The organism is Mycobacterium sp. pV006, from assembly GCF_041287115.1.
Lineage (GTDB): Bacteria > Actinomycetota > Actinomycetes > Mycobacteriales > Mycobacteriaceae > Mycobacterium.
Map to the genome: position 1 here is coordinate 180,183 of NZ_JBGGKT010000007.1, position 18,092 is coordinate 198,274.

An 18,092-nucleotide genomic window follows, 5' to 3' on the forward strand; every position below is an offset into this window, starting at 1 on the left:
GTCTCAACTCAATCTTTCCGAAAGTCTTCGCAACAACTCGTCCTCGGCCAGATCGTCGTAGGTGTCCCCCGTGACCCCCTCGACACTGTCCCCGGCCTCGTCGCCGGGACCCCCGCCCGCAGGATCAGAAGCCTCGATTATCTCAGGAATCACGCCGGCCAAGTAATCCGCGAGCTCGTCGACGGTCGGATAATCGAACACCACCGACGCCGGAAGCGTCTGACCAAGGCTTTCGCTGAGCGAACGCTGCAAAGTGACGCTCATCAACGAGTCCATGCCGAACTGGAAGAAACCGACCGTGGTGTCCAGTAGCTGCGGCGAGGCCAACCCCATCGCGGCGGCCACCTGTGCGGTGACGTGTGCGGTGAGCAGCTCGCGACGGTCCTGCGGGTCCGCGGCGCGCAACTCCCGGCGGAACTCGGTGTCGGCCGACAGCTCGGTGTCCCCGTCGCCGACTGTCGGCAGCAGGTCGTCGAGGATGTGCAGCGCGGTGCGGGTGCGGTACGCGGTGGCCAGGCGGGGCCAGTCCGCGGCGACGATCGTCGTGCGCACCGGTGCGTCCGGCCCGGTCAGCGCCGCCAGTGCCTGGATGGCGATGTCGTCGGGCATGGGTTCCAGGCCCGACTCGACGGTGGTCTGCGCCTCGATCCCGGTCTGCACGTCGGCCAGCGACTTCCAGAGCCCCCAGTTCACCGCGGTCGCGGGCAGACCGGCGGCGCGACGCAGGTACGCGAACGTGTCCAGGTAGGTCGTGGTGGCGGCGTAATGGGCCAGCCAGCGCGATCCCAGCACCCCGGAAATCGAGGTGAACAGCACGAACTGGCGCACCGGCTGGCGGATCGACAACCGGTGCAGCACGGTCACCGCGTCGATCTTCGGCCGGAACATCGCCGCGACGTCGTCGTCGGTCATGTCCGCCAGCGTCACCGGGCCACCGCCGAACGCGGCGACCCAGATGCCGTGCAGCGCCGGCAGGTCCGCGCCGAAACGGTCGAACACCGCGCGCAGCGACCCTTCGTCGGAGGCGTCGGCGGCGACGGTCACCAAGGTGGTGCCGCTCTCGGCCAGGCGCTCGGCCAGCGCGTCGAGCCGCGTCCCGGGGTTGCGGGACACCGCGACGACGGTGCGTGCGCCCATCGCGGCCAGCTGCTCGATCAGCGCCGGCCCGATCTTGCCGGTCGCCCCGACCACCAGGTGGGCGCCGTCGGGGTCCAGCGTGCCGTCGGTGCGCAACGGGACGCCGGGCAGCAGACGCGCGACGTGACGGATCCCGGCACGGTAGACGACCTGGTCCTCGTCTCCGTCGGCGGCCGCCTCGGCGAGCATCCACCGGACCGCCAGCTCGGCGGGCACCGCCTCGTCGAGGTCGACGACACCGCCCCACAGCTCGGGGTGTTCCAGGGCCAGCGTGCGGCCCAGCCCCCACAGCACGGCGTGGGCGGGGTTGGCCCGGTCGCCGGCCTCGACGGGCTGGGCGTTGCGGGTCAGGAAGTACACCGTCGGGACGGTGTCGCATCCCGCGGCGGCCGTGACGAGCGCGCGGGCCCGTGCGAACACCTCGTAGCCGAGATCGTCCGGTGCCGTCGGCGCCGGCGCGTAGAGCACGTGTGTCGCCGCGCCCAGCGCAGCGCGCAGCGCGTCGTCGTCGGCGCCGTCGGGCAGCACCGTCGCCGCGTCACCGAGAAGACGGGCGAACTCCGCGCCGAGTCCGGCATCACCGACGACGAGCCACGAGCCGTCGGCGGTCTCCGGCTCCGTGGTCAGCGGCTGGGCCGTCCAGGTCAGCTCGCAGAACCACTCCGCCGGCAGGGCACTGTCGCCGGGCGCCGCGGCGTGGGTGCGACGCACCCCGGTGCGCAGCGGGCGCGCCACCTCGATCCAGTGGCGGCCGTGGTGCCACGGTGTGGTGGGCAGCGGCACATGCGGTTCCGGGCGGTGCTCGGTGTGCGGCGGACGCGTGGTGTGGGTGGCGTTGAGGTTGGTGTGGAACGTGACCGTGTCGTCGCTGTCCCTGGCCAGCGTCCCGATGCTGTGGTGGTGCACGTCGCTGAGGGTGTCGCGGATCGGCTGACCCATCGTCGGGTGCGGGCTGATCTCGATGAACATGCCGTGGTCGGCGGCCGCGGCGACGACCGCGTCGCTGAACCGCACCGGGCGGCGCACATTGGCGACCCAGTAGTCGGCGTCCAGTGTCGGCGTCGACTCCGGGCCGGTCACCGTGGACAGGAACGGGATGGTCGGCACCCGCGCATCGAGTCCGGCCAGCGCGGTCCGCAGCTCCTCGAGGACCGGATCCATCAGCGCGGTGTGCGAGGCCACCTCCATGTTCACCTTGCGCGCGAACCGGTTCTGCGCCGTCACCGCCGCGATCAGCGCCTCGACCTCGTCGGGCAGACCGGCCACCACCGTCTGGCGCGGCGACACGTAGCCGGCCTCCTCGACGCTGGGATAGTCGGCGATCAACGCCGCACAGGTCTGCGCGTCCACGTCGAGCAACGCGACGGCGCCCTGGCCGGCGAGGCGGGACATGAGTGTGGAGCGGGTGGCGATGACTTTGAGGCCGTCGGCGAGGCTGAGGGCGCCGCTGACGACGGCGGCGGTGACCTCGCCCATGGAGTGGCCGATGACCGCGTCGGGATGTACGCCGTAGGCGCGCCACAGGTCCGTCAGCGCCAACTGCAGACCCATGATCACCGGCTGCACCTGGTCATCGCCGCGCACGGTGTCGCCGTTGGTGATGATGTCGCGTAGGGAGAAGCCGACGTGTTCGGTGAAGACGGGTTCGATGCGGTCGATGGCTTGGGCGAAGTGGGGTTCGTCGGTGAGGAGTTGGCGGGCCATGCCGGCCCATTGGGAGCCTTGGCCGGAGTAGACGAACACGGTGCCGCGGCGGCAGGCGCCGTGGTGGGCGGGGACCACGCCGGGGGCGGTGTGGCCGTCGGCCAGGGCGCGTAGGCCGGTGATGGCCTGGTCGCGGTCGCGGGCGGCCACGGTGGCGAATTTGTTGTGGTGGGCGCGGTGGTGGTTGAGGGTGTGGGCGACCTCTTCCAGCGCGGTTTGGCTGCCGGGTCCGGTCATCCAGTCGGCGAGCATGGCGGCGGTGGCTGCGATGCGGGCCGGGGTCTTGCCCGAGACGATCAGGGTGTGGACCGCCGGGGTGTCCGGGGTGTCGGTGGCCGGGATCATCGCGGGGGCTTGTTCGACCACGATGTGGGCGTTGGTGCCGCCGAACCCGAAGGAGGACACCCCGGCGCGGCGGGGGCGGCCCTGGGGGGCCCAGTCCTGGTGTTCGGCGACGACTTTGAGTCGCAGTTTGTCGAACGGGATGTGCGGGTTGGGTGTCTCATAGCCCAGGTTGGCCGGGATCTGCTGGTGGTGCAGGGCCAGTACGGCTTTGGCGAACCCGGCGATGCCGGCGGCGGCTTCGAGGTGGCCGAGGTTGGATTTGACCGAGCCGATCAGCAGCGGGGCGTCGGCGCTGCGGCCGCGGCCGAGCACGGTGCCCAGTGCGCGGGCCTCGATCGGGTCGCCGAGCAGGGTGCCGGTGCCGTGGGCCTCGACGTAGTCGACCTCGCGGGGTTCGACACCGGCGGCGGTGTAGGCCGCGCGCAGCACGGCCATCTGGGCGGCCGGGTTGGGGGCCATCAGGCCGTTGGAGCGGCCGTCCTGGTTGACCGCCGAGCCGCGGATGACCGCCAGCACCCGGTCGCCGTCACGCACCGCGTCGGAGAGTCGTTTGAGCACCGCGACCCCGGCGCCCTCACCGCGGACGAACCCATCAGCACGAGCATCGAAGGCATGACACCGACCGGTCGGCGACAGCGCCTGGGCCCGGTCCAGGCTGCGGGTCACCGCGGGGGCCAACACCAGGTTCACCCCACCGGCCAGCGCCAGGTTCGAATCCCCCGACCGCAGACTCTGACACGCCAGATGAATCGCCACCAACGACGACGAACACGCGGTATCCACCGCGACCGACGGACCCCGCAGATCGAAGAAATACGACACCCGATTGGCGATGATGCTCAACGCGCTCCCGGTGCCGTACCACGCGTCGACACCCGGCAGATCCAGGGCGCCCATGCAGCCGTAGTCGGTGACCGACGCACCGGCGAACACGCCGGTCGGGGACTCCGACAGCCCATCGGCCGGAATACCGGCGTGCTCGAGCGCCTCCTGCACCACCTCGAGCAGCAACCGCTGCTGCGGATCCATCCGGGCGGCCTCGCGCGGGATGATCTCGAAGAACTCGGCGTCGAACGCGTCGATGTCGTCGAGGTAGGAACCCCACCGCGTCACATCACCCAGCACCGAACCGGTCTCGGCGGAGCCGTCGTCGAATGCCGCCCAACGTTGCTCGGGGACCTCCCGGACCGAGGACCGGCCGTCGAGCAGGAACTGCCAGTAGTCGTCCGGGCCGTGGATGCCACCCGGGAAACGGCAACCCAGCCCGATCACCGCGATCGGCTCGTTGAACCCCTGAGGATCGCGCAGCGGCGCCGCGACGTCGACCGGCTCCACGTCGCCGCCGCTGAGATACTTGGCCAGCGCGTCGACCGTCGGGAACTGCCAGAAGTCGACCGGCGAGACGGTGGTGCCGACCAGCTCGGAGAGCTCACCGGTCAGGACGACCGCGTCACGGGAGCCCACCCCGAGGTCGTGCATGGACGCGCCGGCCTCGATCTGATCGGGGTTGCAGCCCATGTTGGTGACCAGGTAGTCGACCAACCATTGCCGGACAGCACCCTCATCGAGAGGTGAAGACATCTAGCGGCACCCGGCCCCGCTGTACTCCCCCTGTCGGTACCGCTCGGCGCACGCCGCGCGTCGCACCTTTCCGCTGGTCGTCAACGGCAGCGAGCCGGGTCCCACCAGGACCAGGTCGGACACCCGGACACTGTGACTCTTCGACACGGCGGCGGTCACCTCCTGCTGCAGCGCCTCGAGCGAGTCCGCGTCCTTCTCCTCGAGCTTCTTGATCTCGGCGACGACCACCAGTCGTTCGGTGGCATCGTCGGTGACCGAGATCGCCGCGACGCGGCCACCGGTCACCTCCCGGACGGTCGCCTCGATGTCGTCGGGGTAATGGTTGCGACCGTCGACGATCAACAGATCCTTGATCCGGCCCACGATGTAGAGCTCGTCCTCGAAGATCATGCCCAGGTCGCCGGTGCGCAGCCACGGCTCGGTCGGGGTGCCGGCGCTCGGGTCGACGATCTTGCCGCGGAACACCCGCGCGGTCTGTTCGGGATTGCGCCAGTAGCCGGCGGTGACGTGATCACCGTGCAGCCACACCTCCCCGACCTGACCGGCCGGCTTCTCGACGAACGTCTCCGGGTCGACGATGCGCACCGTCGTCGACCGCGGCGGACCGCAGCTGACCTGTTCGGAACCGCCGTCGGCGCAGCGCTCCGCGTGCCCCGCCGAGAGCTTCTCGAGGTCGAAGTGCACCGACTCGGCCGGCCGATCGGCCAGCGTGGACGACACATAGATCGTGGCCTCGGCCAGACCGTAGGACGGGCGAACCGCAGTCGGCGGCAGGCCGAGCTTGCCGAAGCGCTCGTTGAATCGACGCAGGGTGGCGCCGTGGACCCGCTCGGCGCCGTTGATCATCACCTGCACGTTGCGCAGGTGCCGTCCGGCCATGTCCTCGTCGGTCGTGCGGCGCGCGGCGAGCTCGTAGGCGAAGTTCGGGGCCGCGGTGACCACCCAACCCTCGGAGTCGGCGAGCTGCTGCATCCAACGAGCGGGCTTGAGCATGAACGAGATCGGGCTCAGCAGCGTCGTCGGGCAGCCGCTGACGATGCCCAGGAAGATCCCGATCACCAGACCCATGTCGTGGTAGAGCGGCAGCCACGACACCGACCGCAGTCCCGGCGGGTACTCGCCCTCCGGCCATCCGGCGAAGTAGTCCGGGTGCAGCTGCGCGATGTTGCGGATGACGTTCTTGTGGGTCACCTCCACACCCGCCGGAGCGCGCGTCGAGCCCGACGTGTACTGCAGGTACGCGGTGATCGGACGCGACGACACCTCGACCGGGTCCCCGAAGAACGGATCGAGCAGATCGACCTCGATCACCTTCGGCGCCCGCTGGTTCGGCTGGTCCTGCGCGTAGTGCCGGATGTCGCCGACGATCTGGGAGGTGGTCAGGATCGCCACCGGAGTCGAGTCGGCCAGCGCCCCGACGATGCGTTCGTCGTGCTGACCGAACAGCGGCGCCGACAACGGCACCGCGATGAACCCGGCCTGGATCGCGCCGAGGAACGCCACGACGTAGTCGAGGTTCTGCGGCGCGAGGATCACCGCGCGGTCGCCCGGCTCGCCGCACTGGGCCAGCTTCTCGGCCACGGCGTGGACCCGCTCGTAGAGCTCCTCCCAGGTGATGCTCTCGGCAACACCGGCGGGGTCGACGTCGTAGTCGACGTAGGTGTAGGCGACCCCGTCGGGCGTCTCGGTCCGGCGCTGGTCGATCAGCGCCGGAATCGAATACTCAACAGTCGCCATTCGTAACATCCTTCCCATTCGACTCGGCACATCGGTGCCGACCGATCACCTCAGGAGCCCGTGAGGACTCCGTCGGAATCAAAGTCTGCTCTCCGACTCCACACTGTCGAACAGCGAGTCCAGCACACTGTCCGACGAGTCGTCAGCGAACTCGGTGTCATCGCTGTCCGCGGGCAGCAGCTTCTCGGCCAGGAACTCCGCCAGCGAGCCGATCGTGGGGTGGTTCCACAGCATGGTCGCCGACAACTGCAGCCCGACCAGTTGCTCGGCCTTCTGCCGGATCGACATGGCCATCACCGAGTTCAACCCCAGTTCGGCGAACGGCAGGTCCACCTCGACCTCGGTCTCGGCGATGCGCAGTTCCGAGGCCAGGATGGTGCGCAACCCCTGCTGCAGTTCGGCGCGCACCTCGTCCGGCGACATCGACGACCAGTCCCGCGTCGGGGTGTCCACGGCGCCGGCGTCGGCTCCGCCGTCCTCGTCGGACTCCATCGGCACCAGGACGGCCTGCGCCAACGGGTGGCGGTGGGCGTGCTCCCATGCGGCGAACGCCTCGGCCGGGGTGATGGGTCGCGAACCCAGCCGTGCCAGTTCGGCGACCACGATCTCGGCCTCCGCGCCGAAGCCCAGTCCCTGCCAGGCGACGAACGCCAAGCTGACGGTGTGTCCACCCTGCGCATGCCGGGCCCGGGCCAGGGCATCGAGGTAGGCGTTGGCCGCGGCGTAGGCGCCCTGCCCGGGGATGCCGAACGCCGTGCCGGCGGTACCGGTGAGGTAGAAGAAGTCGAGGTCACCGGCCGCGAACGACTCGTGCAGCGCGGTCGCCCCGGCGATCTTCGGCCACATCGTGGCCTGCAGACGGCTCTCGTCGACGTCGGTGAGCAACTGGCTGTCGCTGATGCCCGCGGCGTGGACGACGCCGCGGATCGGCGGTGCGCCGTCGGCGTCGCGTCTGGCGATCAGATCGCGCACGGCCTGCGCCGACCCGATGTCGAGGCTGACGGCTTCGACGGTCACGCCGCGCAGTTCCAACGCCCGGATCGCGGCGATCTTGTCGCGCAACCCGGCGTCGAGATCGCCGCTGTCCCAGTCGCGGCGCGGCGGCAGCGGGGTGCGCCCGGCCAGCAGCACGCGGCGGGCGCCGCGGTCGGCGAGCCAGTCGGCAATCAGCAGACCCAGCGCGCCCATTCCGCCGGTGATCAGGTAAGTGCCGTCCGGGCGGCACCGCAGCGGTTCGCGGACCGGTTCGGGATCCAGCGCCACCAACTCGCGGGCCCGTAGCTCGCCGTCCCGCCAGACCAGCGTGGTCCCGGCCGGCGACGCCAGCAGCCCCGCCAGCGCGGCCGTGGACTCGGTGAGCTCCCCGGTTGCCGGCAGGTCCAGCAGACCACCCCAGACGTCGGGTTGCTCGGCGCCGATCACCCCGGCCAGACCCCACAGCGGACTCTGCCGCAACGCGGCGTCGGTCTGCGCTTCGAGGACCCCGCGGGTCACCAGCCACAGCGTCGCGGGATGCGCGCCGCCCTGGTCGACGAGGCGACCCACCAGCGCGGCGACCTCGGCGGACTGTCGCACCGCGACGTCGAGATCGGGGTCGGTGGTGTCGTGATCGGCGACGTAGACCACGCAGTCGGCGTCGGCGACGTCGGCCGCTCGATGCCCGGACGCAGCGACCGCGTCCTGCACCGCGCGGGCGGTGGCGCCGTCACCGATGACCGCGACCCCGAGCGTGCGGGACGCGGCGTCGGCGCTCTCGGACTGCCACGGTTGCCAGGCGATGGCGTGCGCCACGTGGCGCGGGTCGGCCGGGGCCGCAGTGTTCGGTCCGGCCGACTCCACGTCGGCGAACCGCAGCCCGCGGATGTCGGCGCACACGGACCCGTCGGCGCCGACCGCGGTCACGTCGACCACCAGCTCGTCGCCGGCGTCGGCGCGGCGTCGCACCTGCACCGAGCCACTCGCGCCGACAGCGCTGTCGGTCGGCGAGATCCGCTCCACGTCCGACGGCACCAGCAACCGGTCATCGGAGGTGTCGACCAACCGCGCGGCGCTGACCGCCGCATCGAGCAGCGCTGCCGCGAACTGGTCGGTCAGCGAGACCTCGGCCTGCAGCGCTTCGGCGCCGGCCCGGCAGCCGGTGATCTCCCAGCGGAACGGGTTGCCCTCCACACCCCACGCCGTCTGCAACTCGGTGATCGCGTCGGCGTCCAGTGGGCTCAGATCGCCGTCGACCACCACCGCGGTGTTCGACACCGCCCCCGTCGCGCGGGCACTGACGTGTCTGACCCATCGATGAGCCGGGGTGTCGGCGGTCGGCGCCGACGACACCGTCAGGGTGTCGTCCTCGGCCACGACCTGGATCACCAACGGCGCGCTCAGCACGATCGGCGCGAAGAAGCGCAGATCGACGACATCGGTCGCGCCGATCTCGGCGGCGGCGGCCGACAGCGTGTGCAACAGCACGGCCATCGGCACCACCTCGACGCCCTGGATCCGGTGGAAGCCGGGGTAGGGCTTGGCGTCCGGCACCACCGTGGCCTGCCACAGATGTGTCGGCGGTGTCGTGGCGACCGTCGTGCGCTCCCCCAGCAGGGTGCCGGGGCGCGCGGCACCCGCGCCGCTGCCGGACCCCACCCAGCCCTCGGTATCGATCCAGTGGCGGCTGTGGTGCCACGGTGTGGTGGGCAGCGGCACGTGCGGCTCGGGTCCGTGCGGACTCTGCGGCGGGCGGCTGGTGTGGGTGGCGTTGAGGTTGGTGTGGAACGTCCACGTGTCGTCCTCGCCCCGGGTCAGGGTCGAGATCGTGTGGTGGTGCGTACCGCTGAGCGTGTCGGCGATCGCGTAGGTCAGCAGCGGGTGCGGGCTGATCTCGATGAAGGTGCCGAGCTCGGCCCCCGCGGCACTGACGGCCTGGGTGAAGCGCACCGGGTTGCGAAGGTTGGCCACCCAGTGGTCGGCGTCGAACGTCGGTTCCGCGCCCTCGACGGTGGTGGTGATCAACGGGATCGACGGCGTGCTCGGCGTCAGACCCGCGAGTGCCTCGCGCAGGTCCGGCAGGATCGGGTCGATCGTCGGGTGGTGGGAGGCCACGTCGACCTCGACGCGGCGCGCCAGCAGATCGCGCGCCGAGACCGTGGCGATCACGGCGTCGACCTGGTCGGGCGGCCCCGCGATGACGGTCTGACGCGGTGAGGCGTACACCGCCAGCGTCACGTCCGGATAGTCGGCCAGCAGCTCGGCGGTGGCGTCGGCGTCGAGTTCGATCAACGCCATCGCGCCTTGGCCGGCGAGGCGGGACATGAGTGTGGAGCGGGTGGCGATGACTTTGAGGCCGTCGGCGAGGCTGAGGGCGCCGCTGACGACGGCGGCGGTGACCTCGCCCATGGAGTGGCCGATGACCGCGTCGGGTTCGACGCCGTGCGCGCGCCACAGGTCGGTCAGGGCGAGCTGGATGCCGACCAGCACCGGCTGGATGCGCTCGATACCCACCACCGTCTCGCCGTTGGTGATGATGTCGCGGAGGGAGAAGCCGACGTGTTCGGTGAAGACGGGTTCGATGCGGTCGATGGCTTGGGCGAAGTGGGGTTCGTCGGTGAGGAGTTGGCGGGCCATGCCGGCCCATTGGGAGCCTTGGCCGGAGTACACGAACACGGTGCCGCGGCGGCAGGCGCCGTGGTGGGCGGGGACCACGCCGGGGGCGGTGTGGCCGTCGGCCAGGGCGCGTAGGCCGGTGATGGCCTGGTCGCGGTCGCGGGCGGCCACGGTGGCGAATTTGTTGTGGTGGGCGCGGTGGTGGTTGAGGGTGTGGGCGACCTCTTCGAGGGCGGTTTGGCTGCCGGGTCCGGTCATCCAGTCGGCGAGCATGGCGGCGGTGGCTGCGATGCGGGCCGGGCTCTTGCCCGAGATGATCAGGGTGTGGACTGCCGGGGTGTCCGGGGTGTCGGTGGCCGGGACCATCGCGGGGGCTTGTTCGACCACGATGTGGGCGTTGGTGCCGCCGAACCCGAAGGAGGACACCCCGGCGCGGCGGGGGCGGCCCTGGGGGGCCCAGTCCTGGTGTTCGGCGACGACTTTGAGTCGCAGTTTGTCGAACGGGATGTGCGGGTTGGGTGTCTCATAGCCCAGGTTGGCCGGGATCTGTTGGTGGTGCAGGGCCAGTACGGCTTTGGCGAACCCGGCGATGCCGGCGGCGGCTTCGAGGTGGCCGAGGTTGGATTTGACCGAGCCGATCAGCAGCGGGGCGTCGGCGCTGCGGCCGCGGCCGAGCACGGTGCCCAGTGCGCGGGCCTCGATCGGGTCGCCGAGCAGGGTGCCGGTGCCGTGGGCCTCGACGTAGTCGACCTCGCGGGGTTCGACACCGGCGGCGGTGTAGGCCGCGCGCAGCACGGCCATCTGGGCGGCCGGGTTGGGGGCCATCAGGCCGTTGGAGCGGCCGTCCTGGTTGACCGCCGAGCCGCGGATGACCGCCAGTACCCGGTCGCCGTCACGCACGGCATCGGAGAGTCGTTTGAGCACCGCGACCCCGGCACCCTCACCGCGGACGAACCCATCAGCACGAGCATCGAAGGCATGACACCGACCCGACTTGGACATGGCTTCGAGCTGGTCGAAGCTGCGGGTCACCGCCGGCGCCAGTACCAGGTTCACCCCACCGGCCAGCGCCAGGTTCGAATCCCCCGACCGCAGACTCTGACACGCCAGATGAATCGCCACCAACGACGACGAACACGCGGTGTCCACCGTCACCGACGGACCCCGCAGATCGAAGAAATACGACACCCGATTGGCGATGATGCTCAACGCACCGCCGGTGCCCGACCACGAGTCGACCTGACCGAGCCGCGCGGTGGACAGGAATCCGTATTCGCTGACGCAGGCCCCGGCAAACACCCCGGTCTGGGAGTGCCGCAACGTCTCCGGCGGGATACCGGCGTGCTCGAGCGCTTCGTGGGTGACCTCGAGCAGCAGCCGCTGCTGCGGATCCATCTTGTCGGCCTCGCTGGGCGAGATCTCGAAGTACTCGGCGTCGAACGCGTCGACGTCATTCAGAAACGAGCCCCAGCGGGTGGTACCCGCCAGGGCTGCGGCGTCTTCAGGTGAGCCGTTCTCGAAGATCTTCCACCGTTCGGGTGGGACCTGCCGAACCCCGGAGCCACCGTCCATCAGGAACTGCCAGTAGTCGTCCGGGCCGTGCACGTCGCCCGGCAACCGGCAACCCAGCCCGATCACCGCGATCGGGTCGTCGGCCGAGGCGACCGGCGCCGCGGCATCGGCGACCGGCTCGACCTCGCCGCCGGTGAGGAACTTCGCCAGCGCGTTGATGGTGGGGTACTGCCAGAACTCGACGGGCGAGATCGTGCGGCCCAGCAGTTCCGACAGCTCACCGGTCAGCACGACCGCGTCGCTGGAACCCACGGCGAGGTCGTTGAGTGGAGCGTCGGGGTCGATCTCGTCGGGGCTACACCCGATGTTGGTTACGAGGTAGTCGACCAGCCAGTGCCGGATCGCGGCTTCATCGAATTCTGCCGTCATGTGGTGACGTCCAGACGGCTGAACTCGTCCTGGCGATACCGGTCCACACAGGCCGAGCGACGGATCTTGCCGCTGGTCGTGATCGGGATGGATCCGGGTGCCACCAGGACCAGGTCGGCAACCCGGACACTGTGGGATTTCTTGATCGCCGAGGCGACCTCACGTTTGACGGCCCGCAGCTTGTCGAGCGCCTCGGACTCCGAGTCGCCGCGCTTCTTGAGCTCGGCGATGGCGACGAGCTGCTCGCTGGTGTCGTCGAGCACGGAGATCGCGGCGACACGGCCCCCGGTGATCTCCTGGATGGTGGCCTCGATGTCGTCGGGGTAATGGTTGCGACCGTCGACGATCAACAGATCCTTGATCCGGCCGATGATGAACATCTCGCCTTCGCTCATCACGCCCAGGTCGCCGGTGCGCAGCCACGGACCCGTCGGGGTGCCCGGGGTGGGGTCGACCATCTCGCCGCCGAACGTGCGCTCGGTCTGCTGGGGGTTACGCCAATAACCCGAGCACACCTGGTCGCCGTGCACCCAGATCTCACCGATCTTGCCGTCGGGGTTCTCGGTGCGGCTTTCGGGATCGACGATGCGCAGCGTCGAGGAACGGGGCGCGCCGTAGCTGACGAGCTCGGAGCCGCCCTCGCTGCCGCACCGCTCGGCGTGGCCGGCCGACAGCTTCTCGTAGTCGAAGCGCACGGTGGCCGGGGTATGGCCGGTGGGTGCCGAGATCACGTACAGCGTCGCCTCGGCCAGACCGTACGACGGGCGCACGGTGGTGTCGGGCAGGTTGAACTTGGCGAACCGCTCGTTGAAGCGACGGATGGTCGCGGAGTGGATCCGCTCGCTACCGCTGATGATCCCCAGCACGCCGCCGAGGTCCATGCCCTCGAGGTCGGCGTCGGAGGTGCGACGCACCGCGAGTTCGAACGCGAAGTTCGGCGCGGCCGACCAGGAGTGCGTGTTGGTGGCCAGGTGCTGGATCCAGCGGGCCGGCTTCTGCAGGAACGCCACCGGGCTCATCAGCACGGCGGGCCGGCCCCATGAGCCGTCCGGGCCGTCCGGCGGGCACAGCAGCGTCGCGAAGACACCCTGGATGAGACCCATGTCGTGGTAGAAGGGCAGCCACGACACCATCGTGGTGTCCTGCGGCGGGACGCCGCCGCGGTGCGACATGTAGTCGGTGAAGATCTGTTCGAGGTTGGCGATCACGTTCTTGTGGGTGACGATCACGCCGGCCGGAGCCCGGGTCGACCCGGAGGTGTACTGCAGGTAGGCGGTCTTGGGCAGCGTGCCGACGTTGACCTCGACCTCACGCGGCGAATCGAAGTCCAGGGCGTCGACCTCGATGACCGCCGGCGTCGCGCCACTCTGGCCGCTGACGTAGTTCATGATCTCGTCGACCACGGTGGAGGTGGTCAGCACCGCGACCGGCTGCGCGTCGTGCAGCGCGCCGGAGACCCGCTCGTCCAGCGACCCGAAGGCGGGGACGGGCAGCGGGACCGCGATGAAGCCGGCCTGCATGGCTCCGTAGAACGCGATGATGTACTCGAGGCCCTGCGGGGCCAGGATGGCCGCGCGGTCACCCTTGGCGCCGTGCCGGAGCAGTTCCTCGGCGACCACCTGGACGCGGTGGAACAGCTGCGACCAGGTCAGTGACTCCGCGTAGCCGTTCGGATCGACGTCGTAGTCGATGAAGGTGTAGGCAACCTCGTCGGGCTGAAGGCGGGCACGATCGGCCAGAACGCCAGGAATGGTCGACTCAAGCAACGGCATGGCGACGTCCTTTCATCCAAATCATCAGTGCGCCTCGGCCCCATTGCCGTGGTTGGCAAATTCGGTTCACAGCTCTAGCCGCTCAGCCCCCGCTCGCCCGAAGGCTAACACCGACCTGCCTTTTGTGTCGTATAAATCCGACGAAGGATTACACCACGACTTGCTTGCCAGAGGAAAACTGGCGCTCCACCCCTGTTTTCGCCGGTAGCTAACGAAACCGGTCGCATTTTTGCTTGCCCAGGTTGGCTACCCGGTTTTGCCAGTGAGGGAAACACCCACTACATAAGGCGCTTTTTGGTTGCTCGAAGGTGCGCTCGTTCGGTACGCGGATTAGGGCACGCAGGGGTCGAACCTGGTGCTCGTATCGTCTTGACGCAGGCGTAAGCGATTTGCGGAAATCGCACGGCGAGGAAAAAAATGCTTGTGACCCACCGGTAACAAGGTGCGCCGGGGGTCACGGCCAGGTCCGCTGGGGCGGTGCTGGTGGGTGCACGGAAAGTGTGCTCGACGCGGATGTGAGCACAGTCGGAACGACTCGGCAAGTGTGGCGAATACCACACCGACTCCTACGTGGTTCTGCGCACCGCCGCCCAGATTTTCTCCTCGAGATCGGGCACCAACTCCCCCAGGTGCTCGAGGAGATAGAAGTGGTGACCGGGGAACGCGCGGGCACTGAACTCGGCGGTGGTCCGGTCCGCCCACGGATGCACTTTGTCCGCCGTGGCGATCTCGTCGTCGTCGCCGTAGAACGCGTGGATCGGCGACGACAGCTTCACCTCGGGCGGGCAGTCGTAGTCGGCGATCGCCTTCAGTCCTTTGAGCGTCGGCAGGATCACGGCGGCGAACTCGGAGTTCTGCACGAACTCCGGGCTGGCCCCGGTCATCGTGCTGACCGCCGCCAGCAGACCCTCGTCGGTGTCCGGGACGTCCTCGAAGCCGACCCGCCCGGGAGCGGCGACCGCCGAGACGAACAGCGCGCTGATCGGCCGTCCGGCCGCCTCGAACCGGCGCGCGACCTCGAACGCCAGCAGTCCGCCCATGCTGTGGCCGAAGAAGCTGATCGGCCCGCCGTGGTCGGCATCGGGCGACACCATCTTCACGATCTCGTCGGCCAGGGCCGGCAGGTCCTTGAACGACGCGAAGTCCTGCCTGCCCCGCTGACCCGGGTACTGCACCGCGGTGCGCTTGATGTCGGTGGCGAACGCCTTCGCGAAAGGTACGTAGTACTGCGGCGATCCGCCGGCGTGCGGAAAGATGAACAACTTCGGGGTGATGCCCGCAGCGTCCTCTGTCATGGGGAGAACCCTAATCCCTCAGGCGAAGGCCTCCACCGGCGGGCAGGAGCACACCAGGTTGCGGTCTCCGTACGCGCCGTCGATGCGGCGCACCGGCGGCCACACCTTGGGCCGGAACGCCTTACCCAGCGGGTAGGCGGCCTGTTCGCGGGTGTACGGATGGGTCCACTGATCGACCAGCAGGCACTCCGCGGTGTGTGGCGCGTTGCGCAGCGGGTTGTCGTCCACCGGCCAATTCCCCGAACCGACCTGGTCGATCTCGGCGCGGATCGCGATCATCGCGTCACAGAACGCGTCGACCTCGGTCAGCGACTCGCTCTCGGTCGGTTCCACCATCAACGTTCCGGCCACCGGGAAGCTCATGGTCGGGGCGTGGAACCCGTAGTCGGCCAGGCGCTTGGCGACGTCGTCGACCGTGACGCCGGTGGCCTTGGTGATCTCGCGCAGATCGAGGATGCATTCGTGGGCGACCATGCCGTTCTCCCCGGTGTAGAGCACCGGGTAGTACTCGTCGAGGCGGCGGGCGATGTAGTTGGCCGACGCGATGGCCACCAGCGTGGCGCGGCGCAGCCCGGTCGCTCCCATCATCCGGATGTAGGCCCAGGTGATCGGCAGGATCGAGGCCGAACCGTACGGTGCGGCCGAGACCGTCAGGGCGTCGCCGAGTTCCGCGGCCAGCGGGTGCCCCGGCAGGTACGGCGCCAGGTGGGACCGGACCGCCACCGGCCCGACGCCCGGGCCGCCGCCGCCGTGCGGGATGCAGAACGTCTTGTGCAGGTTCAGGTGGCTCACGTCGCCGCCGAACCGTCCCGGCCGGGCCAGCCCGACCAGCGCGTTGAGGTTCGCGCCGTCGACATAGACCTGACCGCCGGCGTCGTGGACCGCTGCGCAGATCTCGGCGACGTCGTGTTCGTAGACGCCGTGGGTGGACGGGTAGGTGATCATCAGCGCCGACAGACGGTCGGCGTGCGTGGCCACCTTGGCGCGCAGATCGTCGAGGTCGACGTCGCCGTTGGGCCTGCAGCCGACGACGACGACCTTCATCCCGGCCAGCGCCGCCGACGCGGCGTTGGTGCCGTGCGCGCTCGACGGGATCAGGCACACGTCGCGCTCCGACTCGCCGCGTGCGGCGTGGTAGGCCTGGATCGCGAGCAGACCGGCGTACTCGCCCTGAGAGCCGGCGTTGGGCTGCAGCGAGACGCTGTCGTAGCCGGTGATGCCGCTCAGCCACGTCTCCAGTTCGGCGATCAGCCGGCGCAGGCCGGGGGTGTCCGACGCGGGTGCGAACGGGTGCTGACGCCCGAACTCCGGCCAGGTGATGGCTTCCATCTCGGCCGCGGCGTTGAGCTTCATCGTGCACGAGCCCAGCGGGATCATGCTCCGGTCCAGCGCGATGTCCTTGTCGGCCAGCGACCGCAGGTAGCGCATCATCTCGGTTTCGGTGCGGTAGCGGGTGAAGGCGGGATGGGTCAGGAACTCCGAGGTGCGCGCCACGCCCGCCAACGGCGAGGCGGCCTCCGGTGAGGCGGGCGCCGCGCCGAAGGCCTCCAGCACCGCGGCCACGTGTGCGTCGGTGGTCGACTCGTCGCAGGCCACCGACACGTGGTCGTCGTCGACCAGCCAGACGTTGATCCCGCGATCCTTGGCGGCGTCGCGGACAGCGCCGGCGCCGCCGGGCACGCGCGCGAGCACCGTGTCGAAGAACGCGTCGTGCACGACCTCGACACCGCCGGCGGCCAGACCGGCCGCCACCGTGCGGGCGTGCCGGTGCACCCGCTGCGCGATGCCGGTCAGGCCCTCCGCGCCGTGGTAGCTGGCATACATCGCCGCCATGACGGCCAGCAGCACCTGCGCGGTGCAGATGTTGCTGGTGGCCTTGTCGCGGCGGATGTGCTGTTCGCGGGTCTGCAACGCCAGGCGGTAGGCCGGGGCGCCGTCCGCGTCGACCGAGACACCGACCAGGCGGCCCGGCAGCTGGCGCGCATGCTTGGCCTGCACGGCCAGATAGCCCGCGTGCGGCCCGCCGAAGCCCATCGGGACGCCGAAGCGCTGCGTGGTGCCGAACGCCACGTCGGCCCCGAGGTCCCCCGGCGGGGTGATCAGCGTCATCGCGAGCAGGTCCGCGCCCACGGCCACCAAGGCGCCACGCTCGTGGGCCTCGGCGATCAGCGCGCTCCAGTCCTCGACGCGTCCGCTGGCGCCGGGCACCTGCACGACGACGCCGAAGAAGTCGCCGGCGGGCAGTCCGTCGCGCAGATCGGCGGTGACGATCTCGATGCCGAGCGGTTCGGCGCGCGTCGCCAGCACCGCGGCGGTCTGCGGGAAGACGTCGACGTCCACGGCGAGCCGGGTGGCCTTCCCGCGCACCGCGCGTTGCATGAGCGTCATCGCCTCGGCGGCGGCGGTGCCTTCGTCGAGCATCGAGGCGTTGGCGACCTCCAGGCCGGTCAGGTCGGTCACCATGGTCTGGAAGTTCAGCAGCGCTTCGAGCCGGCCCTGGCTGATCTCCGGCTGGTACGGGGTGTAGGCGGTGTACCAGGCGGGGTTCTCCATGATGTTGCGCAGCAGCACCGGCGGCGTGAGGGTGTCGTAGTACCCCTGTCCGATCATCGACACCGCGACGGTGTTGGAGTCGGCCAGCGCGCGCAGTTCGGTGAGTGCCTCGGCCTCGGTGGCCGCCGGGGGCAGTCCGTCCAGTCCGGGTGCGACGCCGTCGGCGGACAGCTGGTCGATGATGCCGGTGGGCAGCGCCTTGGCGGCCAGCTCGTCCAGCGTTTCGACGCCTATGGTCTTCAGCAGCGTCGCGACGGCGTCGGGGTCGGGCCCGATGTGCCGGTCGACGAACGAGTAGGTGCGGGACTGGTCAGACACGAGTGGGCTTCTCCCGGGGACGCGGACGTTCTTGGGGGTCCTCCCCCTCTGTCGTCCGCCCGTCCGGGCTGCCTGAGAGATTCGGCGGCGACCGCGAAGCCGAAGCCTTTCCCCATGG

Annotated in this window: 6 protein-coding genes; all 6 read right to left on the reverse strand. The window is 69.9% G+C overall.

Features of this window, described 5'->3' with window-relative positions; translation table 11 throughout:
* Positions 1 to 3: 3 nt before the first annotated feature.
* The gene (locus ACAG25_RS13340) at positions 4 to 4,767 is read right to left on the reverse strand and encodes an SDR family NAD(P)-dependent oxidoreductase (RefSeq protein WP_370488928.1); all 4,764 of its coding nucleotides are present in this window, start codon (positions 4,765 to 4,767) and stop codon (positions 4 to 6) included.
* Positions 4,768 to 6,504, reverse strand: coding sequence for an AMP-binding protein (locus ACAG25_RS13345; protein WP_370488929.1), 1,737 nt, complete (start codon positions 6,502 to 6,504; stop codon positions 4,768 to 4,770). It abuts the gene before it with no gap.
* Positions 6,505 to 6,582: 78 nt separating this feature from the next.
* Positions 6,583 to 12,036, reverse strand: a complete 5,454-nt coding sequence (locus ACAG25_RS13350) for an acyltransferase domain-containing protein (RefSeq protein ID WP_370488930.1) — start codon at positions 12,034 to 12,036, stop codon at positions 6,583 to 6,585.
* Positions 12,033 to 13,808 carry an AMP-binding protein gene (locus ACAG25_RS13355; protein ID WP_370488931.1) on the reverse strand — a complete coding sequence of 592 codons (1,776 nt, stop codon included), beginning with the start codon at positions 13,806 to 13,808 and terminating at the stop codon, positions 12,033 to 12,035. The genes ACAG25_RS13350 and ACAG25_RS13355 overlap by 4 nt, the downstream gene beginning before the upstream one ends.
* Before the next feature lie 566 nt (positions 13,809 to 14,374).
* Positions 14,375 to 15,103 carry a thioesterase II family protein gene (locus tag ACAG25_RS13360; protein ID WP_370488932.1) on the reverse strand — a complete coding sequence of 243 codons (729 nt, stop codon included), beginning with the start codon at positions 15,101 to 15,103 and terminating at the stop codon, positions 14,375 to 14,377.
* An 18-nt stretch (positions 15,104 to 15,121) separates the two neighbouring features.
* Positions 15,122 to 17,974 (reverse strand): aminomethyl-transferring glycine dehydrogenase, encoded by a 2,853-nt coding sequence (gene gcvP / locus ACAG25_RS13365; RefSeq protein ID WP_370488933.1) that lies wholly within the window; start codon positions 17,972 to 17,974, stop codon positions 15,122 to 15,124.
* Positions 17,975 to 18,092 lie beyond the last annotated feature (118 nt).